Below are 25,085 nucleotides of genomic sequence, written 5' to 3'. Positions count from 1 at the left end.
CCGTTTGCTCCGCCGCGGCGTCAGCCGACTTCGATGACGATCTTGCCGCCGTTGTGCCCGGCGTCGAGAAGGCGATGGGCTTGGACTATCTCGTCGAGACCGAGCACCTTCCTGATGCGTGGGTGTGCCAGTCCGCGTTCGAAGACCGGGGTCATTTCGGAGAGTCGTGCCCGCTCTCGGGTGAGGAAGATGCCGTAGAGGGTCTGGTTGCGCTGGTACAGCGAGTCGAGCGCGGTATCCGGGGCGAGGATTGTCGCTACCCGGCCGCCGTCACGGGCGGCGGTGAGGCTGCGTGCGACGTTTTCGCCGCCGACGGTGTCCAGAACGGCATCGACGCCGCGGCCGCCGGTGTGGTCGCGAGCCACTTCGACGAAGTCCTGCGACTTGTAGTCGATCGGCGTCGCGCCCAGTTCGCGCACCAGCTCCAGGTTGTCGGGGCCGGCGGTGGCCAGCACCGAAGCCCCTGTCGCACGGGCGAATTGGATGGCGAACGATCCCACGCCGCCCGACCCGCCGTGCACCAGCACGACCTGTCCCGGTCGGACCGCGAGCCGCCGGACGATCGCCTCCCACGCGGTCCCGCCGGCCAACGGGATCGCCGCCGCCTCGGTGAACGACAGCGCCGAGGGTTTCGGGGCGACGATCGTTGCGGAGGCGACGTGGTATTCGGCGTAGGCGCCGCCGCCGTCGGCGAGTTCCGAGGTGTAGTACACCTCGTCCCCGACCGCGAAATTGCTGACGCCCGGGCCGATTTCGGTTACGACGCCGGCGACGTCACTGCCCAGTACCGCCGGCAACGGCAACTCGGGGTTCACCGCGCCTTCGCGCACGAGTGCGTCCACCGGGTTCGCACTCGAGGCGTGCACCCGCACCAGTACTTCGCCCGGTCCGGGGCGCGGCGTGTCCACCTCCTGGACCGCGAGCGCGTCGGGTCCACCGAATTTCTCGATCATCGCTGCACGCATAACTGCACCACCTCTCTCGGCAAGATCGTGATGGGTATCAGCCGCCCGCACCGGCGATGTCCGACTCCTGTGGAACGGTACGAATCAGCTTGTGGTTGGCGAACTCTCCCATTCCGTAGTGCGAGAGTTCGCGGCCGAAACCCGAGCGCTTGACGCCACCGAACGGGAGCTCGGGGGCGGTTCCGGTGGGATGGTTGATCCACACCATGCCGCTGTCGAGCCGGTCCGCGACCGATTGGGCGGCCTCGGCATCGCCCGAGAAGATGGTGGCTCCCAGTCCGAAGCTCGACGCGTTGGCCTGCTCGACCGCGTCGTCGGCATCGTCGACCGCGTGCACGACGGCGACCGGGCCGAACAGTTCCTCGCTGAACGCGCGCATGTCCGCGGTGACTCCGGTGAGCACCGTGGCCTCGAAGTAGGCGCCCGGCCGATCGACTCGATGCCCGCCGACCGCGGCCGTCGCGCCTCGATCGAGTGCGTCCTGCACGATCTCCGCGAGATCCGCGACGGCCTGCTCGGAGGACAGCGGGCCCAGCGTGGTCGCCGCGTCCTGCGGGTCCCCCGCCTTCAGGATCCCGAAGGCCTGGACCATCCCTTCGACGAAACGGTCGTGGAGGCTGCGCGCGACGAAGAATCGCTTCGAGGCCACGCAGCTCTGGCCGGTGTTGGCCATGCGCCCGGTGACCGCGCCTTCGATCAGCCGATCGAAGTCACCGCCGTCGTCGAGGACGATGAACGGGTCGCTGCCGCCGAGTTCGAGCACCGATTTCTTGAGGTTCTTGCCCGCGTGTTCGCCCACACTCGCGCCGGCGGCCTCGCTGCCGGTGAGCGAGACACCCTTGATTGTGGGATTGCCGATGATGCGCGCGATCTTCGAGCCGGAGACGAACAGATTCGTGTACACGCCCTTCGGGGCGCCGGCATCGGCAAACAGCTTTTCCAGCGCCAGCGCCGATTGCGGGCAATTGCTGGCGTGTTTGATCAGCACCGTATTGCCGAGTGCGAGATTCGGGGCGGCGAAACGGACCACCTGATACAGCGGGAAATTCCACGGCATCACGCCGAGCAGCGTGCCGATCGGCACGGTGCGCACGATCGCCGTGCCGTCTTCGACCTCGATGGTCTCATCCGCGGTCATGGCCTCGCTGTTGTCCGCGTAGTACTGCAGAATCGCCGAGGCCAGCGCGACCTCGCCTTTGCTCTCGCCGATCAGCTTGCCCATCTCCAGGGTCAGTAGCGGCGCAAGCTCGTCGGCGCGATCGGCCATGAGCTGCGCGGCCCGAGCGAGGACGGCAGCGCGCTCGGATTTCGTCTTGGCGCGCCAGGACGAGAACGCCGTGTCGGCGGCATCGACGGCTTGGTCGACCTGCTGGTCGCTGAACTCGTCGAACTCCTCGACCGTGGTGTTGTCGGCCGGGTTGATCGTCGCTATTGCCATGAATCATTCCTTTCGACGGGTTGGCGGCTCCGACCGCTATAGCCCGTGCGACCCATGGCAAACACGCAGACGCTGTCCAGGGTGTACCCCGATGAGGGCAGCGCTTTCCACCGATCCAGGTTGCACACTGGGTAATAGGCGCAGCGCTGCTGCCGCTGGATTCACCTCGGCGTCATTCATCACTTCGGCATCCATTAAGGAGCATGACAGTGAGCATGATTCTCTGCGCGCTACAGGACAGCGTTCTCACCCAGGTCGTCGGCAATCCGGCCCCCGAGGCGCCGCCGCTGGCCGACAAGCTGATGCAGATGGGCCGCTACTTCACCTGGCTGGTCCAACTGTCCGGCATCACGGCTATCACCTACGGCGGCGGCCGCTTTGCCTGGGAGAAGTGGAATGGCGGCGGCCTGCAGTCCCCGAAGATGATCGCGGGCGCGATGACCGGCGGTGCGGTCGCCACCAGCGCGGGCAGCATCATGAACGCGGTGGTCTAGCGCCGAGCGTGCCCTCACACCGGCCCGTGGGGGTGGGTGAGGTCGTAGGCGCGGGAGAGTTTCTTGGGGACGACCATGCGCCAGGCGTCGACGACGAGTTCGCGGGCCTCGGTCCGGTCCAGGGCCGCGAGGTCGGCGTTGATCCAGTTGAAGCGGAGGTCCGATTGGGCGGGGAGGTGGAATGCGCGGGGCCGGCTTGCGACGAGGGCTGCGCGCTCCTCCTTGGGGAATGCGAAGCCCATGACGGTTTCGTCGAGGGAAAATGCGACGTAGACGATCTGGTTGACGCGGAACTTCAGTCTGCCGCGCACGTAGACGCGGTATGAGCGGTCCAACTCCGCGCCCAGTGGGCTGACATCCTCGATCACAGCCATCGGATGGATCCGCTGTGGCGCAAACGTATTCGCGGTGCCGGTAGGTTTTTCATGGCCGCCCTCTAGAGTGAGCTAAGGATGAGTTAACCGACCGTATCCGGTCTCCGCAGGAGTGTGTATGCCGAAAGCTGCCGATCGCCGTCGCAGTCCGACTCAGCGGCGGGCGAAGGCCACTCGGGAACACATCCTGGACACGGCCGCACGGCTGTTCGGCGAGCGCGGGGTTTCGGGGACCTCGACCAATCGGATCGCCGCCGAAGCGCAGGTCAGCATCGGCACGCTCTATCGATACTTCACCGATCGCGCGGTCATCGTCGAGGAGTTGCTGACGCGGTTGCTCGAAGGGATCGAACAGCGGGTTACCGAGTTGGCGGACGATACGGACGACATGTCCATCCGGGAGCGCTACAGCACCATCGTCGATGTGATCTTCGAGGAGATGGCGGCGAACGCGGGGCTGGTGCGTGCGCTGGTGGGCGGCGTGCACTTTTACAACACCGCCATTCCGCAGTTCGAACCCCGGTTGCATCTGTCGACCAGGGCGGTCTTGGTCAAGGTTCTCGGGCCCGGCGCGACCCGCGAATTCGACTACGACACTATGACTTTCGTGATCATCAATACGATCTTCGCGGCGGTGGTGCGCGCCTCCGCCACCGAGATCGACGAGGACTTCCGGGCGGAAACAGTCGAGATGACCGGGCGGATGATCGGCACCTGGATCGAGAGCGAAGCCGGTCAGGCTGCCGGAGCTTCGTGAGCCGGCGGGTTCAATGCCAGTGCTGCCGACGTCGAGCGCGCCGGTTCTTGTGGGGGTCCCAATTCATGGCGACGGCGGCGCTGGTCAGTAATGCCACGACGATCGCTATCACGACCAACTCGGTAATCAGCATGTCGTCCCGCTTTCCGTCGATCAGAACTATGACGGGAAGTTACCGCCCTACCAGCGGATTTCCGGTGCCGACTGGACTTGTCACACTCTGGTGACGGGCCAGGGGTGACGGCGCACATCGGACGCCATCGGTCCGGCCGACGCCGGGCCCCGCCGAGCGGACATCCGCGATGTGTTCCGGTATTCGGGATATAACAGCTGCGGTGCAGTGATCTTTCCGATTCACCGAAAGGGTCGACCTATGCGCGGGCTGTCCATGCGGTTGTGCACCACGGTACTGAGCACCGCGCTGCTCGCGGCGGCGCTGAGCGGCTGCGCAGCCGGAACCAGCCAGGCGAGCACCGGGCGATTCCTGACCGAATTCGGTCCGGCGGCCTCCCCCGCCGCCGAACGCGGAAAACAGCTCGCGGTCCGGCATCACACGCTGGAGGGATTCGCCCAGGAGGCGGACAACTTCTTCCTCCTGCCGCAGGACGTCCCGATCGTCGGCCGGCAATGCGACGAGGCCAACGCGTATTGGGATCCGCAGGCCGGGCAGATCCAGTTCTGCTACGAAATGCTGGACCACATCGATGAATTCGCGGCGGCGCATTCCGGTGGTTCCGAGGCGGAACGGACGCGGCTGTTCACTGCCGTGTCGAGCATGATCTTCTATCACGAGACCGGTCACATGGCGATCAGTCTGTATTCGCTGCCGGCCACGGGGCGGGAGGAGGACTCCGCCGACCAGCTCGCGACCCTCGTTCTGCTGAGCACGCCGGACCACTCGGGCGGGGCCGATGCCGTTGCCGCGGCGGAATTCTGGCGGTCTTCCGCGGGCGACCCGGCCGACCTCGATTCCCGTCGTTTCGGCGACAGCCACTCCCTCGATGAGGTGCGCGGTTTCAACCTGCTGTGCTGGGTGTACGGATCCGACCCCAGCGCTTATCCGGCGATCGTCGCACCGGCCGGACCGCTGCCCAGCGAACGCGCCAGCGGCTGCCCGCTCGAATACCAGAAGATGAAAGAGGCGTGGAACACGCTGCTCGCGCCGCACGTCAAGGGTGAGATCGGTGGACCGGCCGACTGACGGCGAGCGACGCATTAAATAGGTCGCGCCGGTCATCGGCGCTTCCCTAGTATCAGTACTCGAAACAGCGTGTCGATGACCGATTCGCCTCTATAGCTCAACGGGTAGAGCAGCTGACTTTTAATCAGCGGGTTGTGGGTTCGAGTCCTACTGGGGGCACAAATCGGCGACCGGGAAAGTCAACCAGACGGGGTCTGGGATCGCTTGCTAAGCGAATCGGGGTGTCCGCACCCAGGGGATCGTGCCCTCGTCTTTCCGCGCAAGAAATCTGGAAGGTCGGCCTTCCTCGAGATCCCGCGGGTCACACCTCGCGGTATTGCTCCGCGCGGTGGGAGAGGCGTTCGGCGAAGGTTTCGGTCCAGGCGGATTCCGGCTCTTCGGCGACTTTGGCGCGTTTGCGGGTGGGGTGGGTGCGGGGGGCGCCGGCGAGGTTTTTGCCGGGGCGGGATTGGGCGGACAGGAGTCGGACGCCCCAGGACAGGTAGGCCTCCAAGGTCATGCCCGCGCATTCGGCCGCTTCGGCGATGCTGTGCCATTGGTCGTCGTCCATGGACACGGTCACCGTGATTTCCCTGGTCGCCATACCCGGCCACGGTAGTCCCAATTCTTGGAATCGTGCGGAAGTCGGGGCAATCGGCCGCATAATCCACGGTCGAGCGGACCCCGAGCACGCTTGGCATGGTTGCCGCGGCGGTGGCTGAAACATGTTGGGAAGTGGGCATTTACGATGCCAGAAGGCTTCCGCAACCAAAGGTCTCAGGCGATACCGGGGAGACCGGTCGGTGTGGCGTGACGGGTTGCGTCGAGGCTACAGAGTTTGCGGTTCGGTAACTGTTGGTTCAGGGGTGTGCGGAGCGAAATAGACTCGCGGAGATCATTCCGGCCCGCTGTTCTTCCGAACCGAAGGAGTCGATGGTGACCGCGATCCCCCAGGATTACCGCAATCGCCCGGTCGCCGTGGTGGGCGCGGGCACGCTCGGACGGCGGATCGCGCTGATGTTCGCCACCCGGGGTGGGCAGGTCAATATCACCGATCCGAACGCGGAGCAGGGCGAACAGGGGGTTGTCTACGCGATGGGTGAGCTGCCTGCGGTCGCCGCGCGGGTAGACGGGGGCACGGCGGGCACGGTGGGTTATGTGCGGGATCAGGCCGAAGCCGTGCAGGACGCCTGGCTGGTGGTCGAAGCCGTGCCGGAGAAGCTGGAGCTGAAGAAGCAGATCTTCGCGCAGCTGGAGCAGGACTGCCCGGCCGATGCGATCATCTCCTCCAACTCCTCCTCCTATGCGAGCCGGCTGTTCACCGAGGATCTGCGGACCAACGACCGGATGCTCAATACGCACTTCTACATGCCGCCCGCGGCGATCACGCTCGACGTCATGTCCGACGGGCACACCGCGCCCGAGGTCATCGACTTCGTGCTGCGGACCTTTCCCGAGTACGGGCTGCGGCCCTTCCACTGCCGCAAGGAGAGCACGGGTTTCATCTTCAACCGAATCTGGGCGGCGCTGAAACGGGAATCGCTCGAGGTGGTCTACGCGGGTGTTTCCGTTCCGGAGGACGTCGACGCGATGTTCTCGATGAACTTCGGCACCAAGGCCGGGCCGTTCCGGATGATGGACCAGGTCGGCCTCGACGTGGTGCTCGACATCGAGGAGCACTACGCCCAGGAGAACCCGCAACTGCCCGAGGGGCCGCGGATCCTGCTGCGCGAATACATCGCCGACGGCAAACTCGGCGTGAAGTCGGGCGCAGGGTTCTACGACGACTACCCGAAGCCGAGCTGACATGACCGAGTTGCTCGCACTGGATCTGAAGGGCGCGATACACGCGGTCGCCCTGGACGGCAGCGAGGTGCGGACCCTGGTGGACGGTCTCGACGCGATGCCCGACGGGATCGTCGTCGATCAGCAACGCGGCCACATCTACTGGACCAGTATGGGAGCGCCCGACGTGCGCCCCGAGCGGGGCAGCGAGCCGCCGTTCTTCCAGCGCAACGGCAAGCTCGAGCGGGTGGACTTCGACGGCCGGAATCGCACCACGATCGTCGCCGCGGGCGCGTTCACCACCGGTAAGCAGATCGCCGCGGACTTCACGGCGGGCCGGCTCTACTGGTGCGACCGGGAGGGGATGCAGGTACTGACCTGCGATCTCGACGGGAACGATCTGCGCGCGCTGGTGAGCACCGGCGAAGACGCCCAGGTGGTACGCAACTGGCCGGTCGGCATCTGCGTCGACCCGCGACGCGGGTTCCTCTACTGGACGCAGAAGGGCGCACCGAAAGCCGGTGACGGCAGGATCTTCCGCGCACCGCTGGACCTGCCCGCGGGCTCCTCGCCGCGCGATCGCGACGACATCGAACTGCTCTGGCGCGACCTGCCCGAACCCATCGATCTGGAACTGCTCGACGACGGCACGCTGGTCTGGACCGACCGCGGCGAGCCGCCCGAGGGCAACACCCTCAACCGGGCCACCCTCGAACCCGAGCCGGGCCTGGTGGAGATCCTGTCGAGCGGCTACCGCGAGGCGATCGGCCTGGCCGCCGCCGGCGAATCCCGTTTCTACGTCAGCGATCTGGGCGGATCGATCCGCCTGGTCGACCTGTCCGCCGGCATCGACCGGGTCATCGCACGGCCCGGCGGCCCGCTGACCGGTTTGGCGCTGGCCGAGCTTACCTAGTCGAGGCGTTCCAGGATGAGGACGTTGGCGGTGCCGCCACCTTCGCACATGGTTTGCAGGCCGTAGCGGGCGTCGCGGCGTTCGAGTTCGTGCAGCAGGGTGGTGAAGAGTTTGGCGCCGGTGGCGCCGAGAGGGTGGCCCAGGGCGATGCCGCCGCCGTTGACGTTGACGCGGGCGGGGTCGGCGCCGGTTTCGATCAGCCAGGCCATGGCGACGCTGGCGAAGGCCTCGTTGACCTCGAAGAGATCGATGTCGGACAGGGTCAGGCCGGAGCGGTGCAGGGCGCGGCGGGTGGCTTCGATGGGACCGGTGAGCATCCATACCGGGTCGTCGGCGTAGACCGAGAGGTGGCGGATCAGGGCGCGCGGGCGCAGGCCGTGCTCGGCGACGAAACGTTCGGAGGCGATCAGGGTGGCCGCCGCGCCGTCGCCGTTCTGGCTGGCCAGCGCCGCGGTGATGCGTGAATCCGGTTGCAGGGCAGGCAGTGCGGCCATTTTCGCCGATGTCGTGCCGCGACGGGGGCATTCGTCGGTGGCGACGTCGGCCAGCGGGACTATCTCCGTGGCGAAGCGGCCGGAATCGATAGCCTCGCAGGCTTTTTCGTTGCTGCCGAGGGCGAACTCCTCCATCGCGGCGCGGGACAGGTCCCATTTGCGGGCGATCATGTCCGCGCTGCGGAACTGCGAGATCTCGGTCTCGCCGTAGCGCGCACGCCAGCCCGCCGAGCCGGAGAACGGGTCGTCGAAACCGTACTGCCGCCCGGCGAGCATGGCGGCGCTCATCGGGATGTCGCTCATGGTCTGCAGGCCGGCGGCGACGACGAGGTCCGCCGTGTCCGACAGCACCGCCTGCGCCGCGAAATGGATGGCCTGCTGGCTGGATCCGCACTGGCGATCCACGGTGACCCCGGGCACGTGGTCGGGCAGGCCCGCGGCCAGCCAGCTGGTGCGGCCGATATTGCCCGACTGCGAGCCGATGGTGTCGCAGCATCCCATGATCACGTCCTCGACCAGGGCGGGGTCGACGCCGGACCGGGTGACCAGCGCACCCAGGATGTGCGCGCCCAGATCGGCCGCGTGCACACCGGCGAGCCCGCCGCCGCGCCGCCCCACCGGCGTGCGCACGGCATCCAGCACGTAGGCCCGAGATGTCATGTCGCCCTCCAACTTCCCCACGGTTTGAACTTCAAACTGTTGTGACGAATACTAGGAAGTGACGGTTGGAAGTGCAAACCGTCTACCCACAGTACTGCAACCAGTTCTAGCTTGTCTCACAAGTGAATTTACAAGCAAGACAGCATCTTTCGAGACTTATATTGCGATTGACTAGAACCTGTTATAGCTTCCAAAGAAGGGTCAGTTCACGGCCGATTCGGCCACCTCTATCGCTTAGGAGATGAGTATGGGCACCCCTGTCATCGTGGAAGCCGTGCGCAGCCCGATCGGTAAGCGCGGCGGCGTGCTGTCCGGCCTGCATCCGGCCGAAACCCTGGGCATGACCGTGACGGCGCTGCTCGATCGCGCCGGGCTCGAGCCGGCGCTGGTCGAGCAGGTGATCGGCGGGAATGTCACCCAGGCGGGCGAGCAGGCCGGCAACATCACGCGCACCGCCTGGTTGCACGCGGGCCTCGCGCAGACGACCGGGGCCACCACCATCGACTCGCAATGCGGGTCCGCGCAGCAGGCCACCGGGCTGGTGTCGAGCCTGATCACGGCCGGCGCGATCGAGGTCGGTGTGGCGTGCGGCGTGGAGGCGATGAGCCGAGTTCCGTTGGGCGCCAACCGGGCCAACCCGGAATTCGGCACCGCCCGGCCCGACGCCTGGACCATCGACATGCCGAGTCAATTCGAGGCTGCGGAGCGAATCGCACAGCGCCGCAACCTGACTCGCGCGGACACCGACGCCTTCGGGCTGCGCTCCCAGCAGCGGGCGCTGCAGGCCTGGGCCGAGGGCCGCTTCGACCGAGAAGTAGTGCCGCTCAAGGCTCCGGTGGTGGCCACCGGCGTGGCGGAACTGGTCACCCGCGACCAAGGGCCGCGCGAGAGCACTCCGGAAGGCCTCGCGCGCCTCACCCCCGTCCTCGACGGCGGCCTGCACACCGCCGGCAGCTCCGCGCAGATCTCCGACGGCGCGGCCGCGATCCTGCTGATGGACTCCGACCGCGCGACCGCCCTCGGCCTGACCCCGCGTGCACGAATCGTGGCGCAGGCGCTGGTCGGGGCCGAGCCCTACTACCACTTGGACGGCCCGCCCGCGGCGACGGAGCGAGTCCTGGCCCGGGCCTCGATGGCACTCGGCGACATCGACCTGTTCGAGATCAACGAGGCGTTCGCCTCGGTGGTCCTGTCCTGGCAGCAGGTCTCCGGCGCGGACTGGGACCGGGTCAACGTCAACGGCGGCGGCATCTCCCTCGGGCATCCGGTGGGCAGCTCCGGCGCCCGGCTGATCACCACGGCGCTGCACGAATTGGAGCGCCGCGACGCGACCACCGCCCTGGTCGCCATGTGCTGCGGTGGCGCGCTCGCCACCGGAACCATCATCGAGCGGATCTGACGCTCGCTGTCTCTCGTGAAAGGACCGTCGATGACGAGATCCCCCCTGGCCGATGTGGCCAACGGTTACATGTCCTCCCAGATCATCCATGCCGCAGCGGAATTGGAGATCGCCGACCTGCTCGCGGACGGCCCGCGCTCCAGCGCCGAGCTGGCCGCCGCCACCTCGACCCATTCGTCCTCGCTGTTACGACTGCTGCGCGCGCTGGTCGCGCTGGGCGTGCTGGCCCAGTCCGAGCCGGATCGCTTCGAGCTCACCGAGCTGGGCAACCACCTGCGCAAGGACGCGCCCGACACCATCCGCGACGTGGTGCGGTACCTGTGCTCGCCGTGGGTGTGGGCGTCCTTCGGCGGGATCCTGCACAGCCTGCGCACCGGCGATCCGGCCTTCGATCACATCCACGGAATGCCGGGCTTCGACTACCTGGCGAAGCATCCGGCCGAGGCGGCGAAATTCAATGCCGCGATGAGTCAGATGACCCGCGAGACGGGCACCGGAATCGTCGCCGACTACGACTTCTCGGCGTTCCCGACGGTGGTCGACGTGGGCGGCGGCAACGGGACCCTGATGGCCGAGATCCTCGGCACCGCACCGGATTCGAAGGGCATCGTCTTCGATACGCCCAGCGGGGTATCGGCCGCGCAGGCGAAGCTGGAGGCGGCCGGCGTCGCCGACCGGGTGGTCACGATCGGGGGCGACTTCTTCGAATCGGTGCCCGCGGGCGGGGACGCCTACGTGATGAAGTACATCCTGCACGACTGGAACGACGAGAAGTCGCTGCTGATCCTGCGCAATATCCGCAAGGTGATCGAGCCGACCGGCAAGCTGATCGTCTTCGAGCGCGCGATCCCGGAGCTGATCGTGCCCGACCACCATCGCGCACTGCTGTCGGACCTGCTGATGCTGGTACTCACCGGCGGCCGGGAACGCACCGTCCCCGAGTACCGGGAACTGTTCGCCGCCACCGGGTTCGAGCTGGAATCGGCCACCGGCCCGCTGGGCCACCTCGGTTTCACCCGGCTGGTCGCCACGCCGGCCTGACCGAGGCCGAGGCGCTCAGCTGCGATTGTGACTGAGCCACTCGGCATTCTCGGTCGTCGCCGCCACCGCCGCGCGGTCGGTGAGGTCGACATCGGTTTCGCAATGGGGGCACCGGGGGACAACCGCGATCTCATGCCCACAGGTGTGGGTGAAAGCCACCGGTGGTTCGTCGACGAGCCACCGGTCACCCCAGGCTCGCATCATGGCGAGCAGCGGGAACAGGTCCTCGCCGGCGTCGGTGAGGCGATATTCGTACCGCGGCGGATGCTCGGAGTAGCGCTTCCGGAAAACGATGTTGTTCGCCTCCATGCCGCGCAGCCGCGCGGTGAGGATGTCGCGGGGGGCGCCGGTGGCGGACGCGATCTGACTGAAACGCGTATTACCGAGACCGATTTCGCGCACCACCAGCAGCGTCCACCGCTCTCCGATGATGGACAGCGACGTGGCGATCGAGCACGGACGCCCCGGCACCTCGGCGGCGGAACGGCGTGCGGGAGACAACGTTGTCGACGATTTTGCAGCCATCCCTCTAGGTTGCCATATCCAACTCACTAACATTAAAATTGCGTCAGTTTGGATTTCAAACTGACGGTTGCTACACCCCTGGAGAACACATGAGTCAGGTATCCGTCCTGCGTGAACCGCTCGATATCATCGGTCACCTCCTGTCCTTCGAAGGCAAACAGGATCCCTACCCGCTGTATGAGCAGATGCGCGTGCACGGGCCCGTGGCCGATGTGGCCGGCGCGCACTTCTTCGTCACCGGATATGCCGAATGCGCTTGGGCCCTAAGAGCTTCCGACGTTCTACTCTCCACCGACGCCGGCGTGCAGGACCTGCGCCTGCCCGGCTGGCGCGAGCACGCGTCCTGGGTCTGGCTCACCCGGAACATGTTGTTCAGCAACGACCCTCAGCACGCCCGGTTGCGCCGGTTCTTCGGCAACGCGTTCTCGGCGCAGCGGGTCCAGGCCATGCGCGGGCTGGTCGAACACCAGGCCGAAGCGGTACTCGACCATCTGGCGGCGGCCGGCGCGGACGGCGCGCCGGTGGACCTGGTGGCCGAGTTCTCCTATCGCTACGCGATCGGGATCATCGGCGGGCTGCTCGGGGTGCCGGCGGCGGACCAGCCGGGCATGCGGTCCGCGATCGGCGACATCACCCTGGCACTGGAACCGATCGGCGATCCGGCGGTGCTGGCGCCGGGCGACGCCGCGATGTCGCGCCTGGCCGAGTACTTCCACGCCCTGCTGGCGCGGCTGCGCGCCGAGCCCGGTCCGGATATGACCAGTGCCTGGATCAAGGCCGCCGACGAATCCGGGGACGTGACCGACGAGGATCTCGTCGCCAACCTGATGCTGCTGCTGGTCGCGGCGACCGAGGCGCCGCAAGACCTGCTCAGCAACACCGTGCGGCTCGCGCTGGAGCATCCGCACCTGCACGATCGACTGCGCGCGGACCCGGAATTCGTCGCCGGGTTCCTCGAGGAGTCCTACCGATTCGATCCCGCCGTGCAGGTCCTGAATCGGGTGGCCGCCACGGATTTCGAGTTCTTCGGCCGCGCGGTCACCGCGGGCACGCCGTTGACCCTGCTGATCGCGGCCGCCAATCGGGATCCGGCGCGCTTTCCCGATCCCCTGGTCTTCGATCCGGCCCGCGCGGAGAACCAGCCGCTGACCATGAGCGCGGGCAGTCACTACTGCCTCGGCGCCGCGCTGGCGCGTATGTCGGTGACCGCGGTGCTGCCGGAACTGCTGCGGCGGTTTCCCGGCATGACGCTCGCCGGGCCGGGGACCTTCCGCGATCAGATCGTGCAGCGTGGCCACGCCGAGCTTCCGGTGGTGCTGGGATGAGCCAGACACAGATCGCCGATCTGCTCGCGGCCGACGACGGCCTCGAAGCCACGGAACTGCGACCGTTCCACGGGTTCAAGGGATTACACGGCGGGCTCGCGGCGGCGCTGATGGTACGGCGCATGCGCGCGGGCGTGCCGCCGGATCAGGAACTGCTCTCGCTCGGGGCGCGCTTCGTCAAACCGGTCGGCGGACCGGTGGCCGTCAAGGCCGATACCGTGCGCTCCGGGTCCGCGACCACGCTGGTCGCGGCCGCGCTGTCGGCCGACGGGGTACCGAATGTGCTGGCGGAGGCCCTCTTCGGGAAGCGCACGCCGCGGGGCCTGCAAACCTTCGCGCCACGGATGCCGTCGGAGTTGACCGCACTGGAGCAGGCCCAGCCCTTCCTGATCCCGCCGGAGTTCGTGCCGATCGCGCAGAAGATGCAGATCCGCCCGGCGACCCCGGAACTGCCCTACTCCGGCTCGCGCCGCCCGGAGTTGTGCGCCTGGGTGCGGCTCACCGACGAGGTGCCCGACCCCGCCGAACGGCTGGTCATCCTCGCCGACGCGCTCGCGCCCTCCTACACCGCGATCCTGACGACCCTGACCATCGTGCCGACGGTGGAACTGTCGATCCGGATTTCCGATCAGGCCGCGGCGACCGAGTTCGACTGGGTGCTGATTCGCGCACGCACCGAGGCCGCCGACGAGGCCGGCTGGGTCGACGAGACGATCGATCTCTGGTCCGAGAGCGGTGTGCATCTGGCGAGCGCCAGGCAGTTGCGCCTGGTCCGCTGACCAGGACCTTTCAGTTCAGTTGTGGGGAGTTGTATTTGCCATGCCCGAAATCATCAGCGTCACCGACATGCTCTGGCAACGCTCCGGGTCCGATGACCGCGCCCTGATCTTCCTGGCCGACGGCACCAGCGGCAGCGCACAGGAATGGAGTTTCTTCACCGTCTTCGCCGAGGCGGGCAGGTGGGCGGCCCGGCTGGCCGCCCGCGGCGTCGGACGGGGTGATCGCGTCGTGCTCGCGATCAATCCCGGACTCGACTATGTGGCGGCACTGTACGGAATCCTGTGGCTGGGTGCGGTCGCCGTGCCGTGTTTCCCGCCGCTGCGAGCCAAGGAGCTCGACCGTTTCGCGGCCGTGCTCCGCGACGCCGAACCGGTGCTGGTACTCATCGACGAGATGTACCGGCCCCGCCTCGACGAGCTGGCCGCCCGCGGCCTGGACGCCTGCCGCGAGCCGCTGCACCCGGGCGGGCCCGCCGAGACCGGCGGACGGTTCGAGCAGCCGACGCCCTGTGTCGCAAGCGATCTCGCGCTCATCCAGTACACCTCCGGCTCCACCGGGCACCCCAAAGGCGTGTGCATCACGCACGGGAATCTGGTGAGCAACTGCGCGGCGCTGGACCGCAGCATGGGGCACGATCCCGGCCGGATCGGGCTGTCCTGGCTACCGCCCTACCACGATATGGGCCTGATGGGCACGATCGTGCTCGCGCTCTACCACGGCTGGCCCCTGGTGCTGATGTCGCCGGTGCATTTCATCCAGCAGCCCGCCCGCTGGCTCGAGGCCGTGACCGACTTCGGCGTCACCATCACCGTGGGGCCCAACTTCGCGCTGGAGCTGTGCACCACCGAGCTCACCGACGCCGAGGTCGCCCCGCTGGATCTGTCCACGCTCACCGAATTCTATTGCGGCGCGGAGCCTATCCGCGCCGACACCATCACCGCGTTCGCGCGCCGATTCGCGCCGTGCGGATTCGACGTCCGAGCCCTGATCCCCTGCTACGGCATGGCCGAGGCGACGCTGTTCATCGCGGGCAAGGCGGCGGGCGACACCTGGCGCACCGGGACCTCGGCGGACGACACGGCCGCGATCGTCAGCTGCGGTGTCGTCGACGCCGGGCACAGCGTGCGCATTGTCGACCCGGACACGGCGAACCCGCTGCCCGACGGGCAGATCGGGGAGATCTGGGTCGCCGGGCCCAGCGTCGCGGCGGGCTACTTCCGCGACGAACCACGCACCGGAGCGGTCTTCGGCGCGCGGATCGCGGGCGCGGACGGGCGCTACCTGCGCACCGGCGATCTGGGGTTCCTGCGGGGAGACGAACTGTTCGTCACCGGCCGGATCAAGGATCTGATCATCGTCAACGCCCGCAATATCTACCCGCAGGACGTGGAATTCCGCGCACTGCAAAGCGATCCGTCGTTCCGCAAGGCCGCCGCGTTCGCCGTCCCCGGGGCCGGCACCGAGGGGCTGGCGGTGGTGATCGAGTCCCAGCGGGCGGCGCTCACACCGCGCGATCACACCGAGCTGACCGAACGCCTGCGGGCCGAAATCATCGCGGAATTCGGGGTCGCGCCCGCGGTGATCCACATCGGCCCACGCCGCACCGTTCCCACCACCACCAGCGGCAAGGTGCGCCGGGCCGCGACCCGAGGCCTGCTGCTGACCGGCCGGCTCCCGGCCTTCGATCCGACAAGTGAAGGAATCGCGGTATGAGTGACACCGCAGCGCCGGAGCGGGATGTCCTCGCCGGCCGGCTCGCCTATCTCACCGTCGGCCTGCCCACCCTGGGCACCGCCGCGGCCATCGCCTACGCCTACGCCGACGGCCTGACCGCGCTCGACCTCACGCTCTTCGCGGTGATGTATCTGCTCACCGCCCTCGGTGTCGAGGCGGGCATGCACCGCTACTTCACCCACCGCTCGTTCGCCGCGGCGGCGCCGGTCAAGGTCGGGCTCGCCGTCGCCGGCTCGATGGCGGCGCAGGGGCCGATCGTGTTCTGGGTGGCCAATCACCGGTTGCACCACGCCTACGCCGACACCGACCGCGACCCGCACTCGCCGCAGCCGCGCGGCCCGGGGCTGCGGGGCCGGCTGGCCGGGCTCTGGCACGGGCACCTGGGCTGGCTGTTCGAGGTTCGTAAAACCGAATGGAACCGGCACTGCCGGGACTGGCTGTCCGATCGCGCGGTAATGCGGGTCAACCAGCACTACTTCTGGGTGGTGCTGGCGGGCATCGTGGCGCCGGGCCTGATCGGCGGACTGGTGAGCTGGACCTGGCACGGGGTGATCGGCGGCATCCTCTGGGGTGGTTTCGCCCGCATCTTCGCGCTGGATCACGCGACCTGGGCGGTCAACTCGCTGGGCCACACCATCGGCTTCCGCGAATTCCGGACCCGCGACGAGAGCCGCAATATCGGCTTGCTGGCGCCGGCCACGGTCGGCGGCTCCTGGCACAACAATCACCACGCCCGCCCGTCACTGGCCCAAACCCGCAGGCACTGGTGGCAATTCGATATCGCGGGCCGCTTCATCCGAATCCTGGAACAGCTCGGCCTGGCCAGCAACGTCCGCTACGTCGACGCCGAATCCGAACCCGCACGGTAGGAGAATCCGATGTCCACACGCACCGGCCGAAGAACGGTCCCGCCGGCGGAGAAGAAGGAATCGGTGGCGCGGGCGATCGTCCAGCTCAACCCCAAGAGCGCCCGCGTCAAACGGATCGTCGCCCTGGTCACCATCGGCATCCCCGGGCTGGGCACGGTCGCCGCGCTGTATCTGATCCTGACCGGCGCGACCCGGCCCCTGGACTACGTGCTGTTCGCGGTGTTCTACGCGATTCAGATGTTCGGCATCACGGTGGGATTCCACCGGTACGCCGCGCACAAGTCGTTCAAGACCTCGCGCTGGTTCGAGGGTGTACTCATGGTCTCCGGATCGATGGCGTTGGAAGGGCCGCTGCTGTTCTGGGTGATCACCCACCGGCGCCATCACCGATTCGCCGACGACCTCGGCGATCCGCACTCCCCCAACCTCAGCGGATCCGGCTGGCGCGGGCGGCTGCGCGGACTCTGGTACGCCCACATCCCATGGATGTTCAGCGACCAGGAATCCCGGGTCGAGGTCTTCGCGCCGGACATCCTGCGCGACCGCACCCTGTTCAACTACAGCCGCAGCTACCCGATCTGGGCGCTGCTGAGCCTGGGACTGCCCGCACTGATCGAGTTCGCCTACTACGGCACGGCCGAAGCGGCCTTGTCCGGCTTGATCTTCGGCGGCCTGGCCCGCGTGTTCATCGCGAATCAGGCGGCCTGGTGCGTGGGTTCGATCAGTCACATGATCGGCTCGCGGCCCTTCGTCAACGACGACGACAGCGTCAACAACTGGCCCGTCGCGATCGTCACCTTCGGTGAGGGATTGCAGAACAACCACCACGCCTTCCCCGGCGCCTACAAGCACGGAATGCGCTGGTGGGAACCGGATCTAAGCGGGTGGGTGCTGACCGCGCTGGGACGCCTCGGCGTCGTGCGCGAGCTGCGCATGCCCGATCGCAGCACCATCGACAACCGGCTGCGCAAGAACGCCGAAGCGCCGGTGCACTGAATCACCATGAAGGGACGACCCATGTTCAAACGCAAACGCGCGGTTCCGCAGGCGGAACTGACCCGGGATTCGTTGCGCGGCTGGCTGATCACCGAGCTGGCGCGCCGCACCGCGATCGCGGCATCGGAGATCGACACCGCGAAATCCTTTGAGTCCTACGGCCTGGACTCGCGGTCCGCGGTGCAGGTCTCCGGGGCCCTGGAGAAGGTCGTGGAACGCCGGCTCTCGCCCGGAATCCTGTTCGAGCACAGCACCATCGACGATCTCACCGACTATCTGGTCGGCGAGCTGAGAATCACCGTGTGACGGGAGCCGGGCCATGACAACACCATCGATTCCCACCAATCCGGACCCGCGGTTCGTCGATTTCATGGCGAAGAGCAAAGCCATCGAAGGCGAGCGGCTGGCCGCCGCGATCCCCCGGGACTACCTGGAGCCGCAATTATGGCGCGGGGTAGCGGGTTTCGCGATGAGCTGGGCGCTGTACGCGGGGTCCGTCGTCGCCATCGCGTTGTTCGGCAACTGGTATCTGACCCCGCTGCTGCTGGTGATCGCCGGCCTGGGCGGCTGGGGCCTGCACTGCATCGCCCACGACTGCGGGCACGGCTCGTTCTCGCGCAACCGGCGCCTGAACTTCGTCATCGGCCATATCGCGCTGCTGCCGCTGGCCTATCCGTTCCACGCCTGGTGGCACGTGCACAATCTGCACCACGGTCACACCAACAGTCTGGAACTCGACACCGACTGGCGGCCGATTCCCGAAGCCGTCTACCGGCGGATGTCGATCCGGGATCGACTGGTCTACCTGAGCACTCGAACCTGGGCGGCCTGGGCCGGGACGATCAGCTACTGGGTCGATTCCGGGTTCCGGCCCGGCTATTTCCCGAAGAAGGACATGCGCCGCGATGTGCGGCGCTCCATCTGGGTGGTGGCCGGGGTGCTGATCCCCTATCTGGCGGTGCTGACCTGGTTCACCGGCTGGCAGGGCGTGCTGCTCTACTTCGTGGCGCCGTGGCTGGCCACGCACGCCTGGTTCAGCCTCACCACCCTGATGCATCACAGCGCGGCCGACGTGCCCTATCTGCCGCAGGAGCATTGGACCCGCAACGCCAGCCGGCTGCTGGTCACCACCGACTACATGTATCCGAAGTGGCTGCTGTTCCTGACCCACAATATCTCCGTGCACACCGCGCACCACGTGGCGCCCGTGGTGCCCTTCTACAACCTGCCCAAGGCGCAGGAGGCGCTCAAGACCGCCTACCCCGGCATGGTCCGCGAGGAACGGGCGACGGTCGGCAAAGTGGTGGAGATCGTGCGCAAATGCCGCTTCTACGACCCGATTTCGGGGCTGTACGCGACGACGCCGATGGAGCGGGTGGCCGCCGACGAACGAGCGCGAACATGAACATCGTCGGCCATTTCCACACCTCGCGATTCAGCACCACCCGCCGGCTGGGCCGGATCCCGCAGGACGTCTGCCCGCTCGGCGCCCGCCGGATCGCGCTCACCGACGTCGCGCGGGTCAACGCCGCCTACGTCTGGGGCGACGGCGAGCCCGGGGTGCTGGCGCTGCACGGCTGGGGCAGCGATAGCTCGGCGATGCACGGGCTCGCCGCGCAGGCGCGCGCCGATGGCGCGGCCACCGTGTGTTTCGACGCGCCCGGGCACGGCGTCTCCCCCGGTTCGCAGGCGACCCTGATGGAGTACTCGACGGCGGCCGCGGCGGTGCTGCGCCGCAATCCGGGCGTGCACACCGTGGTGACGCATTCGCTGGGCGCCATCGCGGCGGTGGCCGCGGTCGCGGCCGTCGATCCGCCGGCGGTCCGCACGATCCTCATGCTCGCCCCGGCCTGCACCCTGGGCGGCGTGCTGGAGCGGTGGGCCACCGAACGCGGGCTCTCCCGCCGCCCGATCGCGGCCATGTACCGGGAGTTGCACCGCCGCAACGGAGTTCCGGTGTCGCACTGGGACATCCGGACCCTGGGACTGCCGGATTCGGTCGAGGTGCGGATGCTGCACGATCCGGCCGACGACTGGACACCCATCGCCGAATCCCGCGCCATCGCCGCGGCGGCACCCCGGGCGAGCCTGCGGGAGGTCGCGGGTGTCGGGCACCACGGCATCCTCGGGTGTCCCCCGGCCCGGGAGGCATTGTCGAGGTGTGTGCGGGCACCGGCGGATCAGGAGGCCACCGGTGCGTGAACGGGGAACCGAGACCGCCACCAAGGCGTGGATGTGCCTGGTCTGCGGCTGGATCTACTACGAATCGCTGGGCTGCCCCGAGGAAGGCATCGCCCCCGGCACCCGGTGGCACGACATTCCCGACACCTGGGTGTGCCCGGACTGCGGTGCGACGAAGGAAGACTTCGTGATGACCGAGCTGTAAGTCCCGCGGCGCTGGGCCCCGTGCACCCACGCGGGTCCTCGACGCGGTAGCGTTTGCCTCCGTGGTGCCTCGTCGATGTCCCGGGTGAACATTCCACGTATCCACGAGGACGAGACGAGGCGCGAGATGACGGCGACACCAGGTGCACGGGCGGCCCGAGACCGAATCGGTGACACGGCCGAGCAGGATCTGCGGGCGCTGATCGGGGAATCCGTCGCCGTCATCGCGGCGCTCACGGGTCCGGAGCACCGGGTGGAGTCGGCCAACCCGGCGTTCTTCGCCGCGCTCGGTGACGAACCGGCCCGCCTCGGAGTCACACTCGCGGAACTGCTGCCCGAGCACAGTGTCATCGGGGTGCTGGATCAGGTTTATCGCACGGGCGAGCCGCACACCGCCCGGGATGTCCCGGTGCAGCTCGGGACCGGGGCGCACGTGCGAGAAGCCTTCTTCGACTTCACCTTCGAACCGCGCCGCGCCGACGGCGACGCGATCACCGGGGTCCGGATGATCGGGGTGGAGACCACCCAGGTCAAGCACGCGCAGCGGCTGATGGCCGAGCAGCGGGTACTGGTCGAGCAGATCGCGCGGCAGGCGCCGCTGGCCGAGGTGCTGGACGGGATGGCGCGCTGCATCGAAAACCTCACGCCCCAGCAGGTTCTGGTCTCGGTGCTGCTCGCCGACCTCGACGGCCTGCACCTGCGGCACGGCGCCGCGCCGAGCCTGCCCGACTTCTACAACGCGGCCATCGACGGCATCGCCACCGGTGAAGGAATCGGTTCCTGCGGGACCGCCGCGCATCGGCGCGAACCCGTCATCGTCACCGATATCGGCACCGACCCGTTCTGGGACGACTTCCGCGACCTCGCGCAGCGGGCGGAGCTCGCTGCCTGTTGGTCGACGCCGATCCTGGCCCGCGACGGGAGCCTGCTGGGCACCTTCGCGATGTACCACCCCACCCCGCGCGTCCCGCAGGACAGCGATCTGGCGCTCGCCCGGATCTTCGCGGGCACCGCGTCGCTGGCCATCGAACGCCACCACATCGAACAGGCGAAGGCGGCCGCCGAGGCGCGGGCCGAGGCCGCCCGCACGGAACTGGCCGAGGCCTTGCGCGCCGAGCACAAGTTGCGGGCCGAAGCCGAGCAGCGGGCCGAAGCCGCCGCCGAACTCGCCACCCGGATGCGCAGCGCCGCCGCCGCGCAGGCCGACGCCCCGCACCCGGAGCGCTGCCAGCTCGGCGGGCCCGAGGGCTGCACCGCGCCGGCCGAGATCAAGATCGCCGACTCGTGGGGCGACGCGGCCTGGGGCTGTGCCAACCACGTCGAGGAGGCGCTGCTCAACGTGCGGTCGGTGTTCATCGCCAGTGAGGAACTCGGCGGGTTGGCCGCCTACGTCAACCGCTGACCTGAGTGACCCCCGCCATATCATGGGTATGTCGACGAGCTATCGAGGATTCAGTACTCTCTGTTAGGTAACCCTAATAATGGAGGCATTCTGTTGGCTCGCCCTCGCACCACCCTCATCGTCCAGAGCACGATTCGCCTGACCGATCACCTGATCCGGGTGCATCTGGGCGGCCCGGGCTTCGCGTCGTTCCAGCCCAACGGGTTCACCGACGCCTACGTCAAGCTGGCCTTCCCCGGCCCCGACGGTGAAACCGTGCGCACCTACACCGTGCGATCGATCGACCAGGCCGCGCAGGAGATCGCTATCGACTTCGTCTACCACGGTGACGAAGGTGTCGCGGGGCCGTGGGCCGCCGCCGCGCAGCCCGGCGACGCCATCGAACTCATGGGTCCCGGCGGCGCCTACTCCCCCCGCCCCGACGCCGACTGGCACCTGCTCGCCGGGGACGATTCCGCGCTCCCCGCCATCGCGGCGGCCTGCGCCGCGCTGCCCGCCGACGCGGTCGGCCATGTCTTCCTCGAAATCGCCGGTCCCGCAGACGAACTGAGCATCGAGAAGCCCGAATCCGTGCAGCTCACCTGGGTGCACCGGGGCGACGCCGCACCCGGCGCGAAGCTCGCCGCCGCTGTGCGCGCCGAGCCGTGGCGGGCGGGGCAGGTGCACGTCTTCATCCACGGTGAAGCGCAGTCGGTGATGCACGAACTTCGGCCCTACATCCGCAAGGAACGCGGAGTTTCCGCCGAGTGGGCATCCTCCATTTCGGGGTACTGGCGGCGTGGGCGCACCGAAGAGGGGTTCCGGCAGTGGAAGTCGGAGCTCGCCGAGCAGGAGAAGACGCGCTCGGCGGTCTAGGCGGGTAGCCGGTGTCTAGAGGTCACCGGAGAAGAGGGGTGGGGCGATCGTTCGGGCATAGGTGAACTCGGGGTTCACCGTGATCACGTCGCAACGCTGGATCAGTTCCGCCGGCACCCGGTCGCCCAGGTGGGACGCGGCAGGGATGATCACGGCGTCGACGTCGGCGCGCTCGACCGCCCGGAGTAGGCGCAGGAGTCGGTCGGGGGTGTAGAGGTCGAAGACGATGGTCTTGGCGTAGTCGTAGCCGAGTCTGGTTGCGCGGCTTCGGATTTGGATCTCATCCCAAGTTTGGGAGATGCCGGAGATGTCGCGGCGCAGGTAGCCGAGCGCTGTTGGTCGTGTTCTCATCGATCCGCTCCGTCCGTCCGGCGAGCCGAGCTCTGCGTAGTGCGTTTTCACTGTCGTCGATCCAGACGGTAGGGAGCTGCGGACGGCGTGGTCCATGAGCTTGCAAGGACTTGCACGATGCGGTGGATTCAGCTGCGGAGCTGGGGGTTTCGCGGCACCCTGGGTGCGTACTGCTGCAAGCTTCTGCACGCACTACGGAGGAGGAGCGCCATGGGCTTTCGCATGCTCGGCAAGGGCGGGTCCGGCAAGGACGGCTGTCCCGCACTCTGCGCCACCGATGGGGGTGGTTATCTACTCGTCGGGTGGAGGACCGATCGACCCGAGACGGTCGAGATCCCGCACCTGCTGCTGGGTTTCGCCGAACCTCGCACCTTCATCGGCGCCCCGATGACCGATACGGGCCGCGGAACTTTCACGCTGACCGGACGGCCCGTCACGGATCGCGAAACGCTCGATCAATTGAAGATGGCGGACTACGAGACGGCGATCGAGGTTCCGAAGCGGGAGAGGACGTACTTCGGTGGAGTACCGGCCGACGACTGACGTTTTGCGTGACAGCCGGAACGAGATATTTCACTTGGAGGTCCGGGACTCGTACGGAGTGGCCGGGGAAGACGAAGCCCTCCAAGCCTTCCTGGCGGACGAGCCGTTCGATCTCCGGGCATGGTTTCAGGACTGGTACGACTTCGTGCAAGAGACCACGGCGCGTGGAGTTTCCGTGCGCCGGGTTCGCGTGGTCACTGTTCCGCACAGCGACTATCAACGCTGGCTACTGAGGCTCACGGCACTCAATATCGAAGCAGGAGAAGAAATCCGCTATCTGCCCCGGCATCTCGCCGGGGAGGTGCCACCGGACGACTGGTGGCTCGTCGATGATTCGATCGTCGTGTTCAACCTCGCCGATGAGGATGGTCGCGCGGTCGGCGGTTCGGCGGTGACCAGTGATCCGCAGATTGTTTCCTACTGCCGCGGCGTTAGAGATCGCCTTCAGCCGTTGGCGATACCGTACGCGGAATACATCCGGGTGATCTCCAGCCGGTGACCAACTCGGTACAGGAGGCGAGGAAGGCTCTCGGCAAACGACTTCGGGAGATGCGACGTCGCGCCGGGGTGACCGGCCGGGAGCTTGCCCGCCTGGCAGGCTGGCACGAAAGCAAAGTCAGCAAAATGGAGTACGGCGTGATCAGCCCGTCGACCGCCGATATCCGCGCGTACTGTCTACATACCGGGGCCGATGACCAGCTCGAAGACCTGCTGGCGACGCTGCACAATATCGACTCCGCCTACGTCGAGTGGCGTCAGGCACTCGGCACGGGGATGCGGCGTCGGCAGCAGCAGACGTTGCAGCTGGAATCACGGGCAACCTTTATCCGGAACTGGGAGCCCGCGATAGTTTCCGGTCTTCTGCAAACCGCCGACTACGCGGCAGCGATCATGAAGAACATCATCGACTTCTATCGGATTCCGGATGATCTGAATGACGCTGTCGCGAAACGCATGGAGCGACAGCGGATTCTCTATCAGCAGGGCAAGCGGTTCCATATCCTGCTGGCCGAGCAGTCGCTCTACACCACCTTCGGCGGCCACCATGTCATGCGCGGGCAGCTCGACAGATTGCACGCGGTGATCGGCATGCCGCGAGTGGCGCTGGGGATCGTTCCACGCACCGCCGACGGCCTGGTCGTCGTGGAGAATTTTTTCATGTTCGACAATCGCATGGTCAAGGTCGAGGGTCATACCGCGGGGCTCACCATCACACAGCCGCGGGAAATTGCGCTGTATGGCCGCGCCTTCGACACTTTGGCAAGCCAGTCGGCGACCGGAAACGCAGCTCGCGCCTTGATCAGAACGGCGCTGGAAACGCACTCCGCAGAGTAAAGCTCGCCCGCCCGGCCTGTAACCGGGCGAGCGAGCTGGGTGAAAAGCAATCAGTCCGTGGACGTTTTCCAGGTGCTGACGGCCCAGATGACGACCACGTCCAGGGCGATGATCAGGATCGACCAGGCCGGGTAGTAGGGCAGGGCGAGGAAGTTGGCGACGATGGAGAGGGCGGCGAGGGTGATGGCGGCTACGCGGCCCCAGGTGGTGCCGGTGGCGAGGCCGAAGGCGCAGAGCACGAGCAGGACGCCGAGGGCGATGTGGATCCAGCCCCAGGTGGTCAGGTCGAATTGGTAGACGTATTCGGGGCCGGCGACGAAGACGTCGTCGTCGGCGACGGCCGAGATGCCCTCGAACAGGTTGAGCAGGCCGACGGTAAACAGCAGGATCGCGGCGCCGATCGCGGTGCCCATGGCGACACCCTGGCGTACGGGGTGCTCGGGTTCGGATGAGTGGGACATGAGCGGTTCCTCTCGGTGAGGCCG

The 25,085-nt window shown here is 67.4% G+C and carries 29 protein-coding genes and 1 tRNA gene; 22 read left to right on the top strand and 8 right to left on the bottom strand.

Features of this window, described 5'->3' with window-relative positions; genetic code table 11:
* Positions 1 to 20 precede the first annotated feature (20 nt).
* Complete coding sequence (locus AB0H76_RS33180) at positions 21 to 965, bottom strand: zinc-binding dehydrogenase (protein ID WP_357331020.1); 945 nt, start codon at positions 963 to 965, stop codon at positions 21 to 23.
* A 37-nt stretch (positions 966 to 1,002) separates the two neighbouring features.
* Positions 1,003 to 2,403, bottom strand: coding sequence for an NAD-dependent succinate-semialdehyde dehydrogenase (locus AB0H76_RS33175; protein WP_357331019.1), 1,401 nt, complete (start codon positions 2,401 to 2,403; stop codon positions 1,003 to 1,005).
* Between the two features lie 215 nt (positions 2,404 to 2,618).
* On the opposite strand from AB0H76_RS33175, the gene AB0H76_RS33170 reads away from it, so the two are divergent.
* The gene (locus AB0H76_RS33170; RefSeq protein ID WP_357331459.1) at positions 2,619 to 2,897 is read left to right on the top strand and encodes a hypothetical protein; all 279 of its coding nucleotides are present in this window, start codon (positions 2,619 to 2,621) and stop codon (positions 2,895 to 2,897) included.
* Between the two features lie 14 nt (positions 2,898 to 2,911).
* Here AB0H76_RS33170 and AB0H76_RS33165 read toward each other — a convergent pair whose 3' ends face one another.
* Positions 2,912 to 3,271, bottom strand: a complete 360-nt coding sequence (locus AB0H76_RS33165) for a hypothetical protein (protein WP_357331018.1) — start codon at positions 3,269 to 3,271, stop codon at positions 2,912 to 2,914.
* Positions 3,272 to 3,389: 118 nt separating this feature from the next.
* Between AB0H76_RS33165 and AB0H76_RS33160 the strand changes: the two genes are divergently transcribed.
* The 3 genes from AB0H76_RS33160 (at position 3,390) to AB0H76_RS33150 (ending at position 5,388) form a co-directional block, all read left to right on the top strand.
* Positions 3,390 to 4,028, top strand: a complete 639-nt coding sequence (locus AB0H76_RS33160) for a TetR/AcrR family transcriptional regulator (protein ID WP_357331017.1) — start codon at positions 3,390 to 3,392, stop codon at positions 4,026 to 4,028.
* Positions 4,029 to 4,401: 373 nt separating this feature from the next.
* Positions 4,402 to 5,229, top strand: coding sequence for a DUF4344 domain-containing metallopeptidase (locus tag AB0H76_RS33155; protein ID WP_357331016.1), 828 nt, complete (start codon positions 4,402 to 4,404; stop codon positions 5,227 to 5,229).
* Positions 5,230 to 5,315: 86 nt separating this feature from the next.
* Positions 5,316 to 5,388 (top strand) — tRNA-Lys (locus AB0H76_RS33150).
* Between the two features lie 142 nt (positions 5,389 to 5,530).
* Here the strand turns inward: AB0H76_RS33150 and AB0H76_RS33145 are convergent.
* A complete protein-coding gene (locus AB0H76_RS33145) occupies positions 5,531 to 5,812 on the bottom strand; it encodes a hypothetical protein (protein ID WP_357331015.1) in 282 nt (93 codons plus the stop codon).
* Positions 5,813 to 6,141: 329 nt separating this feature from the next.
* Here AB0H76_RS33145 and AB0H76_RS33140 point away from each other — a divergent pair, with 329 nt between their 5' ends.
* Both AB0H76_RS33140 and AB0H76_RS33135 read left to right on the top strand, forming a co-directional pair.
* The gene (locus AB0H76_RS33140) at positions 6,142 to 7,014 is read left to right on the top strand and encodes a 3-hydroxyacyl-CoA dehydrogenase family protein (protein ID WP_357331014.1); all 873 of its coding nucleotides are present in this window, start codon (positions 6,142 to 6,144) and stop codon (positions 7,012 to 7,014) included.
* A 1-nt stretch (position 7,015) separates the two neighbouring features.
* Positions 7,016 to 7,906 carry a hypothetical protein gene (locus AB0H76_RS33135; protein ID WP_357331013.1) on the top strand — a complete coding sequence of 297 codons (891 nt, stop codon included), beginning with the start codon at positions 7,016 to 7,018 and terminating at the stop codon, positions 7,904 to 7,906.
* On the opposite strand, the gene AB0H76_RS33130 is transcribed toward AB0H76_RS33135, so the two are convergent.
* Positions 7,903 to 9,060: an acetyl-CoA C-acetyltransferase gene (locus AB0H76_RS33130; protein WP_357331012.1), complete on the bottom strand. Its 1,158-nt coding sequence runs from the start codon at positions 9,058 to 9,060 to the stop codon at positions 7,903 to 7,905. The genes AB0H76_RS33135 and AB0H76_RS33130 overlap by 4 nt on opposite strands.
* Positions 9,061 to 9,307: 247 nt before the next feature.
* Here AB0H76_RS33130 and AB0H76_RS33125 point away from each other — a divergent pair, with 247 nt between their 5' ends.
* The gene (locus tag AB0H76_RS33125; protein WP_357331011.1) at positions 9,308 to 10,459 is read left to right on the top strand and encodes a steroid 3-ketoacyl-CoA thiolase; all 1,152 of its coding nucleotides are present in this window, start codon (positions 9,308 to 9,310) and stop codon (positions 10,457 to 10,459) included.
* Between the two features lie 30 nt (positions 10,460 to 10,489).
* Positions 10,490 to 11,500 (top strand): methyltransferase, encoded by a 1,011-nt coding sequence (locus AB0H76_RS33120; RefSeq protein ID WP_357331010.1) that lies wholly within the window; start codon positions 10,490 to 10,492, stop codon positions 11,498 to 11,500.
* 15 nt (positions 11,501 to 11,515) lie between these two features.
* Here the strand turns inward: AB0H76_RS33120 and AB0H76_RS33115 are convergent, their stop codons facing one another.
* The gene (locus AB0H76_RS33115) at positions 11,516 to 12,058 is read right to left on the bottom strand and encodes a helix-turn-helix domain-containing protein (RefSeq protein ID WP_357331009.1); all 543 of its coding nucleotides are present in this window, start codon (positions 12,056 to 12,058) and stop codon (positions 11,516 to 11,518) included.
* Positions 12,059 to 12,114: 56 nt separating this feature from the next.
* Here AB0H76_RS33115 and AB0H76_RS33110 point away from each other — a divergent pair, with 56 nt between their 5' ends.
* From AB0H76_RS33110 to AB0H76_RS33060, 11 genes are all read left to right on the top strand, one after another.
* On the top strand, positions 12,115 to 13,350 hold the full coding sequence (locus tag AB0H76_RS33110; protein WP_357331008.1) for a cytochrome P450: 1,236 nt from the start codon (positions 12,115 to 12,117) through the stop codon (positions 13,348 to 13,350).
* The gene (locus AB0H76_RS33105) at positions 13,347 to 14,129 is read left to right on the top strand and encodes a thioesterase family protein (RefSeq protein ID WP_357331007.1); all 783 of its coding nucleotides are present in this window, start codon (positions 13,347 to 13,349) and stop codon (positions 14,127 to 14,129) included. The genes AB0H76_RS33110 and AB0H76_RS33105 overlap by 4 nt, the downstream gene beginning before the upstream one ends.
* 40 nt (positions 14,130 to 14,169) lie before the next feature.
* Positions 14,170 to 15,843 (top strand): fatty acyl-AMP ligase, encoded by a 1,674-nt coding sequence (locus AB0H76_RS33100; RefSeq protein WP_357331006.1) that lies wholly within the window; start codon positions 14,170 to 14,172, stop codon positions 15,841 to 15,843.
* On the top strand, positions 15,840 to 16,733 hold the full coding sequence (locus AB0H76_RS33095; protein WP_357331005.1) for an acyl-CoA desaturase: 894 nt from the start codon (positions 15,840 to 15,842) through the stop codon (positions 16,731 to 16,733). Before AB0H76_RS33100 ends, AB0H76_RS33095 begins: the two co-directional genes overlap by 4 nt.
* Positions 16,734 to 16,742: 9 nt before the next feature.
* A complete protein-coding gene (locus AB0H76_RS33090; protein ID WP_357331004.1) occupies positions 16,743 to 17,729 on the top strand; it encodes a fatty acid desaturase in 987 nt (328 codons plus the stop codon).
* A gap of 21 nt (positions 17,730 to 17,750) precedes the next feature.
* Positions 17,751 to 18,035: an acyl carrier protein gene (locus tag AB0H76_RS33085; RefSeq protein WP_357331003.1), complete on the top strand. Its 285-nt coding sequence runs from the start codon at positions 17,751 to 17,753 to the stop codon at positions 18,033 to 18,035.
* Positions 18,036 to 18,048: 13 nt separating this feature from the next.
* Positions 18,049 to 19,134, top strand: a complete 1,086-nt coding sequence (locus tag AB0H76_RS33080) for a fatty acid desaturase (RefSeq protein ID WP_357331002.1) — start codon at positions 18,049 to 18,051, stop codon at positions 19,132 to 19,134.
* Positions 19,131 to 19,931: an alpha/beta hydrolase gene (locus AB0H76_RS33075; protein ID WP_357331001.1), complete on the top strand. Its 801-nt coding sequence runs from the start codon at positions 19,131 to 19,133 to the stop codon at positions 19,929 to 19,931. Before AB0H76_RS33080 ends, AB0H76_RS33075 begins: the two co-directional genes overlap by 4 nt.
* Positions 19,932 to 19,962: 31 nt before the next feature.
* The gene (locus tag AB0H76_RS33070) at positions 19,963 to 20,115 is read left to right on the top strand and encodes a rubredoxin (protein WP_357331458.1); all 153 of its coding nucleotides are present in this window, start codon (positions 19,963 to 19,965) and stop codon (positions 20,113 to 20,115) included.
* A 126-nt stretch (positions 20,116 to 20,241) separates the two neighbouring features.
* Complete coding sequence (locus tag AB0H76_RS33065) at positions 20,242 to 21,516, top strand: GAF domain-containing protein (protein WP_357331000.1); 1,275 nt, start codon at positions 20,242 to 20,244, stop codon at positions 21,514 to 21,516.
* Between the two features lie 93 nt (positions 21,517 to 21,609).
* Positions 21,610 to 22,371 (top strand): siderophore-interacting protein, encoded by a 762-nt coding sequence (locus tag AB0H76_RS33060; RefSeq protein WP_357330999.1) that lies wholly within the window; start codon positions 21,610 to 21,612, stop codon positions 22,369 to 22,371.
* Positions 22,372 to 22,386: 15 nt separating this feature from the next.
* Here the strand turns inward: AB0H76_RS33060 and AB0H76_RS33055 are convergent, their stop codons facing one another.
* The gene (locus AB0H76_RS33055; RefSeq protein ID WP_357330998.1) at positions 22,387 to 22,722 is read right to left on the bottom strand and encodes a hypothetical protein; all 336 of its coding nucleotides are present in this window, start codon (positions 22,720 to 22,722) and stop codon (positions 22,387 to 22,389) included.
* A 210-nt stretch (positions 22,723 to 22,932) separates the two neighbouring features.
* Here AB0H76_RS33055 and AB0H76_RS33050 point away from each other — a divergent pair, with 210 nt between their 5' ends.
* Genes AB0H76_RS33050 through AB0H76_RS33040 form a run of 3 tightly spaced genes read left to right on the top strand, consistent with a single transcriptional unit; the run spans position 22,933 to position 24,600 of the window.
* A complete protein-coding gene (locus tag AB0H76_RS33050) occupies positions 22,933 to 23,265 on the top strand; it encodes a hypothetical protein (protein ID WP_357330997.1) in 333 nt (110 codons plus the stop codon).
* Positions 23,243 to 23,764: a DUF6879 family protein gene (locus AB0H76_RS33045; RefSeq protein WP_357330996.1), complete on the top strand. Its 522-nt coding sequence runs from the start codon at positions 23,243 to 23,245 to the stop codon at positions 23,762 to 23,764. The genes AB0H76_RS33050 and AB0H76_RS33045 overlap by 23 nt, the downstream gene beginning before the upstream one ends.
* A complete protein-coding gene (locus AB0H76_RS33040) occupies positions 23,761 to 24,600 on the top strand; it encodes a helix-turn-helix transcriptional regulator (protein WP_357330995.1) in 840 nt (279 codons plus the stop codon). Before AB0H76_RS33045 ends, AB0H76_RS33040 begins: the two co-directional genes overlap by 4 nt.
* Positions 24,601 to 24,650: 50 nt before the next feature.
* Here AB0H76_RS33040 and AB0H76_RS33035 read toward each other — a convergent pair whose 3' ends face one another.
* Positions 24,651 to 25,061 (bottom strand): hypothetical protein, encoded by a 411-nt coding sequence (locus tag AB0H76_RS33035; protein WP_357330994.1) that lies wholly within the window; start codon positions 25,059 to 25,061, stop codon positions 24,651 to 24,653.
* Between the last annotated feature and the right edge of the window lie 24 nt (positions 25,062 to 25,085).

Origin of the sequence: Nocardia sp. NPDC050712 (assembly GCF_040654295.1) — a bacterium.
Lineage (GTDB): Bacteria > Actinomycetota > Actinomycetes > Mycobacteriales > Mycobacteriaceae > Nocardia.
The sequence above is the reverse complement of the archived record's forward strand: the minus strand, read 5'-3'. Positions and strand labels throughout refer to the sequence as shown.